The 14941-nt window shown below is 60.3% G+C and carries 9 protein-coding genes; 6 read left to right on the forward strand and 3 right to left on the reverse strand.

What is annotated here, in order from left to right:
* The first annotated feature begins 46 nt into the window (after positions 1 to 46).
* From F1C16_RS10815 to F1C16_RS10835, 5 genes are all read left to right on the forward strand, one after another.
* Positions 47 to 721: a response regulator transcription factor gene (locus F1C16_RS10815; protein ID WP_185280664.1), complete on the forward strand. Its 675-nt coding sequence runs from the start codon at positions 47 to 49 to the stop codon at positions 719 to 721.
* Entirely contained in the window at positions 721 to 2106 is a 1386-nt protein-coding gene (locus F1C16_RS10820) for a sensor histidine kinase KdpD (RefSeq protein WP_185280665.1), read from the forward strand. Before F1C16_RS10815 ends, F1C16_RS10820 begins: the two co-directional genes overlap by 1 nt.
* Positions 2107 to 2324: 218 nt before the next feature.
* Positions 2325 to 3779, forward strand: coding sequence for a TolC family protein (locus F1C16_RS10825; RefSeq protein ID WP_185280666.1), 1455 nt, complete (start codon positions 2325 to 2327; stop codon positions 3777 to 3779).
* A gap of 131 nt (positions 3780 to 3910) precedes the next feature.
* Complete coding sequence (locus F1C16_RS10830; RefSeq protein ID WP_185280667.1) at positions 3911 to 7168, forward strand: efflux RND transporter permease subunit; 3258 nt, start codon at positions 3911 to 3913, stop codon at positions 7166 to 7168.
* Between the two features lie 61 nt (positions 7169 to 7229).
* On the forward strand, positions 7230 to 8339 hold the full coding sequence (locus F1C16_RS10835; protein WP_185280668.1) for an efflux RND transporter periplasmic adaptor subunit: 1110 nt from the start codon (positions 7230 to 7232) through the stop codon (positions 8337 to 8339).
* A gap of 198 nt (positions 8340 to 8537) precedes the next feature.
* Here the strand turns inward: F1C16_RS10835 and F1C16_RS10840 are convergent, their stop codons facing one another.
* On the reverse strand, positions 8538 to 9812 hold the full coding sequence (locus F1C16_RS10840; protein WP_185280669.1) for a glycoside hydrolase family 2 TIM barrel-domain containing protein: 1275 nt from the start codon (positions 9810 to 9812) through the stop codon (positions 8538 to 8540).
* 402 nt (positions 9813 to 10214) lie between these two features.
* On the opposite strand from F1C16_RS10840, the gene F1C16_RS10845 reads away from it, so the two are divergent.
* Positions 10215 to 10748, forward strand: coding sequence for a fasciclin domain-containing protein (locus tag F1C16_RS10845; protein WP_185280670.1), 534 nt, complete (start codon positions 10215 to 10217; stop codon positions 10746 to 10748).
* A 90-nt stretch (positions 10749 to 10838) separates the two neighbouring features.
* On the opposite strand, the gene F1C16_RS10850 is transcribed toward F1C16_RS10845, so the two are convergent.
* Both F1C16_RS10850 and F1C16_RS10855 read right to left on the reverse strand, forming a co-directional pair.
* The gene (locus tag F1C16_RS10850) at positions 10839 to 13253 is read right to left on the reverse strand and encodes a sugar-binding domain-containing protein (protein WP_185280671.1); all 2415 of its coding nucleotides are present in this window, start codon (positions 13251 to 13253) and stop codon (positions 10839 to 10841) included.
* A gap of 33 nt (positions 13254 to 13286) precedes the next feature.
* The gene (locus tag F1C16_RS10855) at positions 13287 to 14861 is read right to left on the reverse strand and encodes a glycoside hydrolase (RefSeq protein ID WP_185280672.1); all 1575 of its coding nucleotides are present in this window, start codon (positions 14859 to 14861) and stop codon (positions 13287 to 13289) included.
* Between the last annotated feature and the right edge of the window lie 80 nt (positions 14862 to 14941).

Below are 14941 nucleotides of genomic sequence, written 5' to 3' on the forward strand. Positions count from 1 at the left end.
CGTGCCGGCGCCGACATTCTTTCTTGCATCCTGAAAATTCGTTGTCTTGAAAATTCTCCTCGTCGAAGATGAAGTAAGCCTAGCCTCGTTTATCCGCAAGGGTATCGAAAGCGAAAACTATGAGCTGGACGTGGCTTACGATGGCCTAATGGGCCAGCGCATGTTCGAGCAGCGCCCCTACGACGTGGTGATTCTGGACGTGAACCTGCCGCACATCAACGGGTTCGAGCTGTGCCGCTACATCAAGCAGCACTCGCCGCGCCAAGCGGTACTTATGCTCACGGCCCTCGATGGCATGCAGGACAAGGAAAGCGGCTTCGGGGCGGGCGCCGACGACTACCTCGTGAAGCCCTTCGTGTTTCGGGAGCTGCTGTTGCGTATTCGGGCGCTGGCCCGCCGCAGCGTGTCCTACGCCGGCCAGCACGCCCTGTTGCAGGTAGCCGACCTGGAAATGGACGTGGACGCCCGCATGGTGCGCCGGGCCGGGCAGCGCATCGAGCTGACTACCCGCGAGTATGCGCTGCTGGAATTTCTGATGGTGAACAAGGGCAAAACCGTGAGCCGGGTGGAAATTGCCGAGAAGGTGTGGGACCTGCACTTCGACACCAATACCAATGTGATTGACGTGTACATCAACTACTTGCGCAAGAAAATTGATAAGAACTTCGGGCAGAAGCTGCTGCACACGGTGGTAGGCATGGGCTATTTGATGCAGGGCTAATGGCGGCGCGGCTCCAGATCAAGCACAAGCTCCTGCTGTGGTTCAGCGGTTTGGTGGGCCTGATTTTGCTGGCCTTCTCCACCTACGTGTACCTGAGCTACGTTGATTTTCGCCAGGATTCCTTCACTACCCGCCTCACGCGCAAGGCCAACGTGGCCCACCAGGTGCTTGGCGACACCATTGTCAGCCATGTGCTGGCTTCCCTACCCGAGCAGGCCGAGTACCTCTACGCCCCCGACAATACGCCGCTCTACAGCAGCCTACACGGGCAGGACTTTCAGCCTACCCCGGAATTCCTGGCGCAGGTGCGGCAGGAAAAGGAATATGCTTTTTCGTTCAGCAGCCCCAGCCATCAGTACCCCAAAGATGGCGTGGCCATCACCTATCACTCTCCAGATGCCCCCGGTGAGTACGTAGCCATTGTGACGGCCTACGACAGCAATGGCTACACCCGCCAATACACCCTGCTGAATTCGCTGCTCTACGGCAACCTGATGGCCGTGGTGCTGGTAGCCGGGCTGGGGCTGCTTTTCGCCAGCCGGGCGCTGGCCCCCTTGAATTTCCTGATTCGCCAGCTGCGGGCACCCGGCTCCCAGGCGGCTAGTTTTCGCCTGCAGGCCTCCAACCCCCACGACGAGGTAGGCGTGCTGGCAATGGCCTTCAACGACCTGTTGACGCGGCAAGAAGCCCTGGCCGCCAGTCAACAGGCCTTTATTGCGCAGGCCTCGCACGAGCTGCGCACGCCCCTCACCACTATCAAAGGTTGGCTGGAAACTTCCCTGGATTACGATTCGGACGTGACCAGCTTAAAGGAAGGCATCAGCCACGCCGCCCACGAGCTGGACAAGCTCACGGAGCTGACCAACGGCCTGCTGCACCTGGCGCGTCTCGGGGGCATCACACCCCACCTCGACCGCCAGCCGCTAGAAGTGATGGACATTCTGCTGGATGTGATTGACACTGTGCAGCACCAGCGCCCCCAACAGCGCCTGTCGCTGGACGTGGGCGAGGGCGTGGAGCGGCAAGCGGTGCCGCCCACGGTATTCGGCAACCGCCACCTGCTGCGCACGGCCCTGGTGAATCTGGTAGACAACGCCTGCAAATACTCGGCGGAGCAGCCAGTGGCCCTGCGCCTGACCATGAACACCGACCAAGGCATTCGGTTGTATATTGAAGACCAGGGAGTTGGCATAGCGCCCGCCGATATGCAATTTATTTTTCAGCCGCTGATTCGCGGGAGCAACACGCAACATATTCAGGGCTTCGGCATTGGGCTGACGCTGGCCCACGAGATTTTGCAGCTGCACCAAGGCGTGCTTCAGCTGCTACCCCGGCCAGGTGGTGGCACCATTGCCGAAGTCAGCCTACCCCTACTGAAAGGGTAGCAGATAGACCTGTGGCTGCCTTGGAAGCAGTGGCTACCCTTTAGGCGTGATGCGGCGCAGAGTTGAAGCATGCTGGTCTCTTCGCTTGATTTCTCACTCAAGCGTACTTCTCATTTGTTGGCAGCGTGAGCCCAGAAGCCTTATTAAAAGACACTCTAATAACTTCTAATCTATCACTAACATCAGTCTAATACCGCGGCTCTAGCTTTACTGGCATCATGCTAGCAACGCTTTCCTCCCTGTATTTACTGCCATCTGACCGCTGCCGCTTCCTGGTGCTACTGGCGGTTGGCTTTCTAGGTATAGCCATTTCCAAGCCTGCCGTGGCCCAGGCGCAGGCCGTGCCTTCGTCGCCGCTCACACTGCCCCAGGCGCTGGAGCTGGCCCGCGCCAACTACCCGGCGCTGCGGGCGCGGCAGGCCGCCGTGGAGGCCGCCGCCGCCGATGTACGGACGAATCGGGCCAACTTCCTACCCCAGATTACGGCCCAGGTGCAAGCCGCGCACGGCACCGCCAACCAAGTGCGCGGTGCGGTGCTGCCAGGCGGCGCCCTCGGTATTGCTGGGGTGCGGCCCGATTTCAGCAGCCAAACCACCTGGACCAGCCAAGGTGGCTTGGTAGTGGAGTGGCCGGTGCTCACGTTTGGACGCTACCGCGCTACCCTAGAACGCGCCAACGCCGCCACCAACCAGGCCCAGGCAGACTACGAGCAGGAGCTGTTTGCGCACCAGGTGCGCGTGGCCGATGCCTTTATGCTGGCGCTGGTAGCCCAAAAGTCGGTGGCGCTGCAACGGGCCAACTTGCAACGCACGCAGTCGTTGCGGCGGGTGATACGGGCCGGCACCATGTCGGGCATCCGGCCGGGTATCGACAGCTCTACTACGAATGCCGAGTACTCGCGGGCGCAGTTGCAGTTCCTCACCAGCCAGCAGCAGGCTTTGCAACAGCGCGTGCAGCTGGCCAGCCTATTAGGCACGCCCATGCAGGCCATCCAGCTCGACTCGATGGAGTTCTATACCAAGCTGCCCAACATTGCTCCGGCCGTATACTCCGACACCACGCACCAGCCGCCCATTCTGCGGGCCGCCCAGCAGCGCGTGCGGGCCAGCGAGGCCCAGCGCAACCTGCTGCTCATGAACAAGCGCCCTACCCTGTCGCTGGTGGGGGCCACGTGGGGGCGTGGTTCGGGCATCGGCAACCGCACCGGCCTCGATGGCACCTACCCCATCAATGCGTCGCTGGGGGCCGGCCTACCCTTTAAGGCCTACAACTATGTGCTGGGCGGGGCGTTGTCGTGGAACATTACGGAGCTGTGGCGCACCACCTACGCCACCACAGCCCAGCAGCAGCGCGTGAAGCAAGCGCAGGCTGAATACAGCCAGCAGGTACTATTGCTGCAAACCGAGCGGCAAAACGCGGTGCTGCAACTGGAGCTGGCCAACCAGACGGCCCAGGAGGCCCCACGCCAGCTAGATGCCGCCCAGCGTGCCTTCGTGCAGGCCAAAGCCCGCTACGACGCCGGCCTCGACAATCTGGTGGTACTTACGCAAGCCGCCCTTACCCTCAACCGCGCCGAAACCGATCAGGCTCTAGCCGTGAACAACCTCTGGCGCGCCCTGCTCCTGCGCGCCGCCACCAACGGCGACCTGGGCGTGCTGCTAGAACAGCTGTAGAATCTTACCCTCGGCCACCCCACCCCCGTCCCCTCCGGGAGAGGGGTGCGTTCAACGACAACTCGCGTCTGGCACCCCTCTCCCGGAGGGGACGGGGGTGGGGTTTCCCTCGCATTATTCCTCTTTTCCTCATGATAAAAGCTGCCTTATCCAAACCGATTGCCGTGATAGTGGCGCTGTTGGGCATCCTCGTGTTTGCGGGGCTGTCCCTGGGGCGCATCCCCATTGATATTTTTCCGCGCCTCAACCTGCCCACCATCTACATTGCGCAACCCTACGGTGGCATGACGCCCGGCCAGATGGAAGGTTTCATCTCGACGCGCTACCAAAATCAGATGCTGTACGTGTCGGGTATTAAGGATGTGGAGGTGAAGAACATTCAGGGCTTGTGCCTGATTAAGTGTACGTTCTACGAAGACACCAACATGGCCCAGGCCGCTGGCGAGGTAGCCAGCCAGGTAAACCGCGTGGTGAATTACCTGCCACCCGGTTCGGTGCCGCCTACCGTGGTGCGCTTTGATGCCTCTAGCCTGCCAGTGGGGCAGCTGGTGTTCAGCAGCCGCTCGGCTACGCTGGGGCAGATGCAGGATTTGGCCTCTACGCGCATCCGGCCGCTGTTTTCGCAGATTCCGGGGGCCTCAGCACCGTCGCCGTTTGGCGGCAACGAGCGCACCATTGTGATTCGGGTGAACCCCGAGCGCATGAAAAGCTACGAGCTGACGCCCGACGAGATTGTGGAGGCTGTGGTGAAGAACAACCGGATTTCGCCGGCCGGCTCGGTGGGCATCGGCGACTATATGATTATGACGCCCAGCAACTCGGTGATGGACAAGGTAGGCGACTTCCTCGACGTACCACTGCGGCAAGGGGTAGGGCCAACTGTGTTCATCCGCGACATAGCCACGGTGGAAGACGCCACCGACGTACCCGTGGGCTACGCCCTCATCAACGGCAAACGCTCGGTGTACATCCCCGTCACCAAATCGGCCGACGCCTCCACCATGAGCGTGGTAAACGACCTGAAGGCCAAGCTGCCGGAGATGCAAAGCCTGCTGCCCGACAATATTCGCCTAAGCTACGAGTTCGACCAATCCATTTACGTGGAGCAGGCCGTGCATAGCCTGTTGGTGGAGGGCGGCATCGGGGCCCTGCTTACCGGCTTGGTAGTGCTGCTGTTCCTGGGCGACTTCCGCAGCTCCATCATCGTCATCCTGACCATCCCGATTTCGCTGCTGGCGGCCGTGCTCATGCTTCAGCTCACGGGCCAAACCATCAACATCATGACCCTGAGCGGGTTGGCCCTGGCCATTGGTATCCTGGTTGACCAGGGTACGGTGGTGATTGAGAACATTCACCAGCACCTGGAGATGGGCAAGCCCAAGGCGCGGGCCATTCTGGATGCGTCGAAGGAAGTATCGTTTCCGTTGCTGCTCATCACGCTCAGCATCCTGGCCGTGTTTGCGCCCGCCTTTTTGATGTCGGGTGTGCCGCGCGGTATGTTCATCCCGCTGTCGCTGTCGGTAGGCTTTTCCATTATCGTGTCCTACCTCTTGTCGCAGGTGTTTGTGCCGGTGGTGGCCAACTGGTGGCTGAAAGACCACCCGCACGAGGATGCCCCGGCACATGCCCCCGGCAAACCAGCGAAAGCGCCCAACCCGGCGCACCACGATGCCGGCCAACCTGAGAAAGTAAGCGGTTTCGAGAGAGTGAAAGTGCGCTACCTGCGCCTGCTCGACGGCCTGCTGGCTCATCGTGCCCTTACCCTGACGATTTACGCAGTGGCCTGCGTAGCCCTGATCGGCTGGGGTTTCATGTCGATTGGTCAAGACATGATGCCCCAGATCACGCACTCGCGGCAATTTCAAATGCGTATTCTAGCGCCCCAAGGACTGCGTATCGAGCGTACGGAGCAGCGCACCAAGGAAGTAATTCAACTGATTGAGCAGATCGTAGGCCCCAAGAATATCGCCATCAGCTCGGCTTTTGTGGGCATGACGCCTTCCAGCTACGGCACCAGCGCCCTGTACGTGTTCAATTCTGGTCCCAATGAGGCCGTGTTGCAGGTGAGCTTGGCCGAGAAATATGAGGTAGAGTCGATGGATGCCCTGAAAGAGCAAATCCGAGCCGCCGTGAAAAAGCACTTACTCGACGTTACGATTACGTTTGAGCCTATCAGCCTCACCGACAAAATCATGAGCCAGGGCGCCCAAACGCCCATTGAGATTCTGGTGGGGGGCAAGGACCTGGGCGAGGGCGAGCAGTACGCCGAAAAGCTGGTGCGCCGCCTGCAAAAGGTGCCCTTCCTGCGCGACGTGCGCATCAACCAACCCCTGAGCTACCCGACCATGCAGGTAGACATCGACCGGGAGCGGGCGGCGCAGTTCGGCCTCACCCCCGATCAGATTGCCCGCTCGCTGGTGGCGGCTACCTCCAGTAGCCGCTTCACGGCCAAAAACCTGTGGCTCGACCGTAGCAAGGGCTTTGCCTACCAGGTGCAGGTGCAGATGGAAGCGCAACAAATGCGCTCTAAGGCTGACATGCAGAACATTCCGCTGGTGCCCGGCCAGCTACGCCCTACCCTGGCCGACGTAGCCACGCTGCGCCCCGCCACCCAGCCCGGCCAGTACGACCGCATTGGCCCGCGCCGCATCGTGACGGTTTCGGCCAATATCCACCAGCAGGACCTGGGCACGGCCACCCGCGCCGTGCAGGCCGCCATCGACGACGTGGGCGACCCGCCCAAGGGCTCGGTGGTGGAGCTGCGCGGTCTCTCGCAGCTGCTTCAGGAAACCATGGGTAGCCTGCAAACCGGCCTGGGCCTGGCTGTGGTGGTGATTTTTCTGCTGCTGGCGGCTAATTATCAGTCGTTGAAAGTAGCGGGGGTAGTCCTCGTAACGGTGCCGGCCGTGCTGGCCGGAGCGCTCATGCTGCTGCTGGGTACGGGTCAGACCCTGAATCTGCAATCGTATATGGGTCTGATTATGTCGGTGGGCGTGTCGGTGGCAAATGCGGTGCTGGTGGTGACCAACGCCGAGGGCCTGCGCCTGCGCTACCGCGACGCCGTATCGGCCGCCCGCGATGCCGGCGCTGCCCGCCTGCGGCCTATCCTGATGACCTCCATTGCTATGGTGTTCGGTATGATTCCGATGGCCTCGGGGCTAGGCGATGCGGGCGAACAAACCGCGCCGCTGGGCCGGGCCGTGATTGGCGGCCTGCTGGCTTCTACCGTGGCAGCCCTGTTTATCCTGCCCGTGGCCTTTGCCGCCGTGCAGCGCAAAACTTCTTTCGAATCCGTTTCGCTCGACCCCGACGACCCGGACAGCAACACCTACGATGCCGCCGACGCCCCCGCGGCGCGTGCGGCGCTGGCTGAGCCCGTGCACGCCTAGGTCACTGCTCCGCCTGGCGGGGCCTTCTCCTTCACCGAAATTCCTACTTCTGCCTCAATCCATGACTATTGTTCGCTCTTTCTTAACACTCTGCCTGGCTGCCGGCCTGCTTGGTGGCTGCTCCAACGGCGACACCAAGGAAGTGGTGACCGAAGAGCCCGCCGACCTGCCTTACGATGCGGTGCAGGTGACGGCCGCGCAGCCCACCCGCTCCCTCAACCTACCCGGCGAGCTGGACAGCTACTACCAAACCGACATCTACCCGCGCGTGAACAGCTACCTCAAGCGCCTGCACGCCGATATTGGCGATGCGGTGCGGCCGGGGCAACTACTGGCCGAGTTGGAAGCGCCGGAGCTAACGGCGGCCCTCAGCGAAGCCTTGTCGCAGCTGAAAGCTTCGCAGGCCAGCTACAGCTCCAGCCGCGCCGCCTACCACCGCCTGCTGGTTACGAGCCGCACGGCCGGCGCCGTGTCGCCGCTCAACTTGGAGCAGGCGCACGCCAAAGCTCTATCGGACAGCCTATTGGTAACGGCCGGCCGGGCACACTACGAGGCCGCCAGCCAGATGGCCGGCTACCTGCGCATCACGGCTCCTTTTGCGGGCGTGGTCACGGAGCGTAATCTGGCACCCGGCGCGTTCGTGGGGCCGGGGGGCCAGACCAACTTGCCCATCTTTAAAATCCGTCAGCTCAGCCGCTTGCGCCTACGCCTGGCCGTACCCGAGGCCTACGTGGGCAGCATCCACGTGCACGACACGGTGCGCTTCATGGTCCGCACGTTCCCGAGCGAAACCTTCATGGGCACCATCAACCGCGTAGCAAACAGCGTGCGGCCCGAAACCCGCTCCGAGCAAATCGAAATCGACATTCCGAACCCCAAAAACCGGCTGCGGCCGGGCATGTTTGCCACCGCCACCGTACCCGTAGACGCCGCCAAAAGCAGCCTATTCGTGCCCCGCTCGGCGGTGGTCAGCACGACCGAGCGCACCTACGTTATCCGGGTGAAAGATGGCCGCGCCGAGCTAGTGGACGTGCAGAAAGGCGACGAAACCATGGGCCAAATTCAGGTCTTTGGCCCTTTGAAGATAGGCGACGTAGTGCTGAAAGCCGGCAATGAGGAAATCACGAACGAAGAGCCCTTACGGGTGGAACTGGCAAAAGAAGCGCCTTAGAAGTTGCACGATGTAGAGACGCATACTTGCGTCTCGTCGTCCGCGTCAGGTGGCCGAAATCGTTCAACGATAAGACGCAAGTATGCGTCTCTACATCCCTTTAGACGATCAGCCGATTCAACTCAAATAGATTCTTACAAAACCTGTTGTTTGCGAAGCTGCTATCCTGTCTAGCCTAACAACCCGCTGGCTACCTGCTTATTTCCCTTTCACATAAAACGGAATGTTGGCTGTGGCTACGTTGTCATGCCCATCATAAGCGTAGATGAACAGGCGGTAGGCGCCTTCCTGGGCAGGCGCTTTAAGGGTAGTCTGGTTTTTGGCGTTGGCCGGAATCAAGCCAGCAATAGCGGCGGGGCGGCTTTCCCGGTCGCCGCCCGATTTGAGGTCAGTACTTTCCAGCAGCAGCTCCCAGCGGTAGGTGAGCGGGTCTTTGTCGGGATCTGTCACGGTCACAAGGGCTGTGTAGGAACGGTTGGGTTCGAGGTAGACCGAATCGGTAGCCAACTTGCCATCCAAGCGGAACGCGGCCAAGTGTGGGGCACGGTTCTTCGGCCACTTGCCGCTCCACAGGTACTGCATCACATCTACTACCTCCGACTCCTTCCCGTCTTCCGTAAACAGCCCGTACCAAGTAGGCGTGCGCTCCTGCTTTTGGCCCCACAAGAACACGTAGGTGCCCAGGCACTGGGTTTTATCCTTCGCCACCGAGGCCTCGTAGCGGCTCTTGTACACGGCGGCTTTTTGGCTGCTGGTTTCCTCTACTGAAGCTTTCCAAGGCGTGACGGGGCTTTCCCAGTGGCCGGTGGGCCCCCACTCGGCCACCACGTACGGGCCAGTCCAGCCGGTGGTGCGCACCTGCTGCGGAATGGCCGCCAGCCCGGCGTAGGTGTTGATGCTGAGGATGTCCACCGCCGGGCACCTGGCCTTGATGTAGTCTACCTCGGCTTGGTTGAGGCCGGCCAGTACCGTGCTGGTGGGGTGGTTAGGGTCTACCTCGTGAATCATCTGGGCAATCTGCTGCACAGCGTCCCACACCTTGGGGTTCTTGTACTCGAGGTTCAGCTCGTTCCCGATGCCCCAGAATAGCAAGGCCGGGTCGTCTTTGTATTTCATTACGTCGGTGCGCAGACGCTGCAATTGCTCAGCTACGGCTGTCGAGTCGTTGTAGTCGAAGCCATGCCGCTCGCGCACCACATCGAGACCCATCATCACGGTGAGGCCGTTCTTGTTGGCCTCGGCCAGCACCTGCTCCCCGCCCTGGGTAGTCCAGGTACGAATGGAGTTGCCCCCGTAGGCCTTCACACGCTCGGGAAACTGTCCGCCGCCGGCCCCCTTGATGAAGTAGGGCTGGCCGCCGCGCAGCAGTTCGTAACGGCCATTAGTTTGTTTGACTTCTACTTTCACGGGTTTGGTTTGGGCATACGTGACCGTGGTTAGGGCAAGAAGGGTAAGCGTGAGATAGGGCTTCATGGGGTAGGAAAAGGGTGAGGTCAGGGTGCCTAAATTTAACCGTATTTTGCTTCCCTATCCTATGTCTACTACCCAAGACGTTTTGTTCTATCAGTAGCCCGATGGGCAGGCGTAGTTACAGGAAAAATAGATTGCTAGAAAAGGCAATCAATAAGAAATTCTCACTGACATACGCCCGACGGTTCTCGCCGATAATGGCTTAGTGCCCTTACCCTACTCATCGCCGAAAGCAAGCCCAAGGATAAGGTCATGATGGCAACGCTGGTGGTAGATCTGATTACCCAAGAAAACTAAACAGTAGTCTTGCCAGCTAGGTCAGATGAATGCGTCACTATACGAACCCTATCCTACTACCCCCGTAAGTATATATCTATAAGCTCTTTACAAATACTGCAAACACCTATGAAAAATCTGCTTTTCACTTCTGCTCTTTGCTGCGGCCTGCTGGTTGCCGGTCTTGATACAGCTGCCCTCGCGCAAACCGGCGCCCCGGTTACCAATCAGGCCAACGGCAATCTGCTCAATATGTCGCGGCTTTCGTCCAACCATAACACCCTGATGAAAGCCGTGAAAGCGGCTGGCCTCGACGATAAGGCCCGCGGCACCACCAAATACACCGTTTTTGCGCCTACCGACGCAGCCTTCAACAAGCTGCCCAGCGGCAAACTAGATGAGCTGCTGAAACCCGCCAACAAGCAGCAGTTAGCAATGCTGATTTCCTACCATGTGGTGTCCGGCAGCTATCTGGCGGCCAATCTGAAAGACGGTCAGACGCTTACCACAGCACAGGGCGAAACGCTCACGGTGATGCGCCAGGGCCAGTCCATTATGATTAAAGACGCCAAAGGCAACACTGCCAACGTGGTCAACACCGATATTGTGGCTTCCAACGGCATTGTACAGTCCATTGATGCGGTGCTGATGCCCACGAAGTAATCAGGCTTCCCGTCACTTGCTGCATATTAAAGGCCCGGCCGGTATTGCTACCCGCCGGGCCTTTTAGCATAAACGCGGCAGCTTCTGCCGTTATTTCGCTTGCAGCGTTACCTGCTGGCTTTGCAGCCCTGGCGCCTGCATCTGCACACTGATACGCCCCGCGCCAGTGGGCTGCACAAACACCAATAGCTTGCCGTGGTAAGCACGGTGCTTGGGTGCTTGGTAGTCCTCATGGCTAGCCAAGTCGCCGCTTTCGATGCCCACCACCCTGCCGGGACCCTGCACCGACACGCTAATTTCGTGGGTGGCATCTTGCACTAGGTTGCCGCTTTGGTCTACCACGCGCACCTCCATCTGCGCCAGCTCGTGGGTGCTGGCTGCGAGCTTGGTTTGATAGGCCGTGGCTTGCAGCGCGTGCGGCGCGGTGGCAGTGTGTAGCTCGGTGCGGCTGACCTCCTTACCTTGGTTGTATCCTTTGAGTAAGAGGGTACCCGGCTGGTAGGGCACGTCCCAATACACTTCGCGGCCGGTTTTGCGGCCCAGCGATTTTCCATTCAGCACCAACTCCGCGGCCTCGCAGTTCGTGAAGCCTACCACCCGCACCTGCTCGCCGGCCGGCCAGTTCCAGGTAGGCTGAATGCGGCGGTGGTTTACGTTGGGCGAGTCGCCGGCTTTGGGCGCGGGCGCAACGGCCACGTACGTCATCGGCTTGGTAGTCCAGAGGCTTTGGCGGAAGTAGTATTCGGGTTTCGGAAAACCGGCCATATCCAGCAGGCCCGCGCCGTTGCTGCGCTGGGGCCACTTGCCGGCCTCGCCCAGGTAGTCGATGCCAGTCCAGAGGTACTGGGCCGAGATATAGGCGTTGGAATCCACTGCCGCCCAGGCGTCGCGGCCCATGCCGTTTTCGCTGCCGTAGATGATGCGGTTGGGGTATTTCTGGTGGTCTTCGGGGTAGCGAAACTCTTGATAATTGTAGCCCACCACGTCCAGCACATCGGGGTAGTCGGTGAAGTTGGACATGACCACGCCCGCTAGCGCCGCCGTAATGGGCCGCGAGGTGTCGTACTGCTTGGCTACCTCCACCAAGTGCCGGGCTAGCACGCCCAGCCGACTAGCCGGTGGGTGGTCGGGCAGGTAGCCTTTGCCGTAGATCTGCGGATTACGGCCGGTGTTCAGCACCTCGTGGGAGTAGGGGTCGTTGGGGTAGTCAATTTCGTTGCCGATGCTCCACATAATAATGGACGGCCGGTTGCGGTTGCGCAGAATCATGTCGCGCAGGTCGCGGTCGGCCCACTCCTGGAAGTGCTCGTGCGAGCCGAACTTGGCCGGTGTGCCCACGTTCCAGCCTTCCACCCACTTGTTTTTGCCTACCTCCCATTCATCAAAGGCCTCGTCCATCACCAGGAAGCCCATCCGGTCGCAGAGCGTGTAGAAGTAGTCGGCGTGGGGGTTGTGGCTCATACGGATGGAGTTGCAGCCTACCTCTTTTAGTGCTTTCAGGCGCCGCTCCCACACTTCCAACGGCACGGCCACGCCCAGCGCGCCGGCATCGTCGTGCAGACACACGCCTTTGAGCTTGAGGTTCTTGCCATTCAGAAAGAAACCCTGCGCAGCATCGAACCGAATGGTGCGCACGCCTACCTCCTCCTCTACCCCATCCACGGGCTTGCCTTGCACCGATAACGCCACACGCAGCTTGTACAGGTTTGGATTCTCCACCGACCACAGGGTAGGCTTGTTGATTTTCAGCGTGAGAGCAGCCGGCGTATCGGTGCCAGGCTGGGCCTGTACTTGCTGCTGCATCGTGGCTACTACCTTGCCTTTGGCATCTGCTAATATGGCCTTTACCAGCACCGGCGTAGCGGTGGTGCTGGCGTTGGTTACGGCCACCGTCACCTGCCCCGTAGCCGCTGCCGCCGTTACCTCGGGCGTGGTGAAGCCTACCCCCCACCGCGCCACGTGCACGGGCGCAGTGCCTACCAGGTACACGTTGCGGTAGATGCCCGAGCCAGTGTACCAGCGCGAATCGGCTACCTGGCTGTGCTCCGCTTTCACGGCCAGCAGGTTCTTACCATTCGAGTTCAGGTAGGGCGTCAGCTCGTATTCGAAGGAGGCAAAGCCGCTGGGGCGCTTGCCCAACGAGTGGCCATTGAGCCACACTTCACTGTTCTTATACACCCCATCGAAATACACGAATACCTTCTTGCCGCGCATCTCAGCGGGCACCTCAAACGACTTGCGGTACCAGCCCACCCCGCCGGGCAAAAACGCCGTGGCGCTGGCCCACTCCTGACTGAATGGCCCTTCGATGCTCCAATCGTGGGGGAGCAGCACAGTGTGCCACGCGTGGTCATCGAGGCCAGTGGTTTCGCCCGCGGCCACGTCGCCTTTGTGAAAGCGCCAGTCGTCGTTGAACAGGAGCGTGCGGCGCTCCTGCGCGTGGGCGCTGGTAGCGGCAAGCCAGCCCCCTAGCAGAAGCAGTGTAAGTAGGAATGTACGGGTCATGGGAAAGGAAGAGTAGCTAGGTGGAGGTAGTGCTTAGCGTAGGTTGCCGATGAGGGTAGTGATAGACTGCGGCGCTACCCGCACCGGCTGTTTGGCGCGCGGCGCGGGGGTAGGCGCCAAATTGGCGGTGGCGGAGGTGGTATAGGTGCGTTGCGGAAGCCAGGCTTTCTTATCCAGCTGGAGGTTCAGCGCCGCCGCTTCGTTACTCGAGTTGACCACTACTACCACGAGTTGCTTGCTGGCCGCATCGCGGTACGCCGATACTAATAGTTGCTGTTCCGGCGTGGCTTTCTGGGCTAGTTGTGCCGCTACACGCACCGCGCCGGGGCGCACAAACCGGCTGTAGTTACCCAAGGCCCACAGCATTTTGCTGTCGTGGTAGGCGCCGTCGGTTTTGTTGTGGTCGATGTAGATAAGGCCGTCTTTGTAGTCGTAGGGCGAAATGGCTACCCACCACTGCCAAGCTGCGGCGTTGGCTACCACCAAATCATTGTGGATGGTGCACGCCAAATACAGCGCCGGCCCGATGCCCAGGTCGCGCTTGTTGCCGTTGATTTCGCCCGCGTTATCACCCAAAATGCAGTACTCCGATTGCCAGTAACGAAGACCTTGCATCTGCTGCACCTTATCGGCTAGCTGCTGCCGCACGGCCACGGCCTGGGGGTAGGGCGAGGTGGTGAAGTAGCTGTGCCCGGCAATGATGGGGGCCACACGCGGCAGGTTGCCCACGTAGGTAGGCGAGCTGGGTTTAAAGAACGCGTTGATCTGGTCGCCGCGCTCGGGTTTGTCTTCCGTTGCCAGCAGGTAATTCAGCTTGCCCGCTTCCGTCAACAGAATCTTGGCAGGCAGGTTTTGTTGCACCAGTTGTGCGTTCAGCGCCTTCGTAAGACCCGCAATTTCTGCGTTGCGGAAAGGCGTGCCTTCCTGGCCGCCGTCGCTCCAATCCCATTGGGGCTCGTTTACGGGGCTCAGATAGTCGAAGGTGATGCCAGTTGTTTGTTTTACCCCGGCTACTACCTTGGCCATGTAGGTGGCCGCGTCGGCGTAGTGTTCGGGTGCCAGGTTGGTCTTGGCATCGGTGGCGTAGGCTTTGCCATTGACGGTGTATTGCACGGGCGGACTATTCAGAAAGCCCAAAAACTGCCGCACGCCGCGTTGCTGCGCCGCCTTCAGAAACCACATCTGGCCGGCTTGCTTGGTCCAGTCGTAGGTGTTGGCCGAAGTCAGAAACGACTCGGCGCGGCGCCACTCATCCTTGATGCCGCTTTGCTCGCCCTGCTGCGCGCTTCCCGCGCCGATATTAAAGCGCCACATCGACAGGCCAATGCCCTTGGGTTGCCCGCCGGGCCCTACCTCCGTGCTGAATAGCCAGTCGGCCATGGCGTTCTTTTTGGCCTCGGGCCACTGCCCCACAAACTGACACGACCACGCATCAGAAGCGCTGAAGTTGTCGATAGTCTGGTAGGTTTTAGCCGGGTCGATGGCGACAGTTGTTGCCGTCGAGGACTGGCCATGTGCGGTGGCAGCTCTTAGCAGGAGGGCTGCTACCCAAGCGCCCGAGCAGTAGGCAGGCACTAGTCGAAAAGGCCATATTACGTTGTTTTTCATATACTTCCGCTAAGTATTGTGGTAAGGCGACCGGAGTGGCGGCTGCATCCTGAAACGCTTATCACCCCAGTAGAACCACG

The sequence above is a fragment of the Hymenobacter sp. NBH84 genome (assembly GCF_014217645.1).
GTDB lineage: Bacteria > Bacteroidota > Bacteroidia > Cytophagales > Hymenobacteraceae > Hymenobacter > Hymenobacter profundi.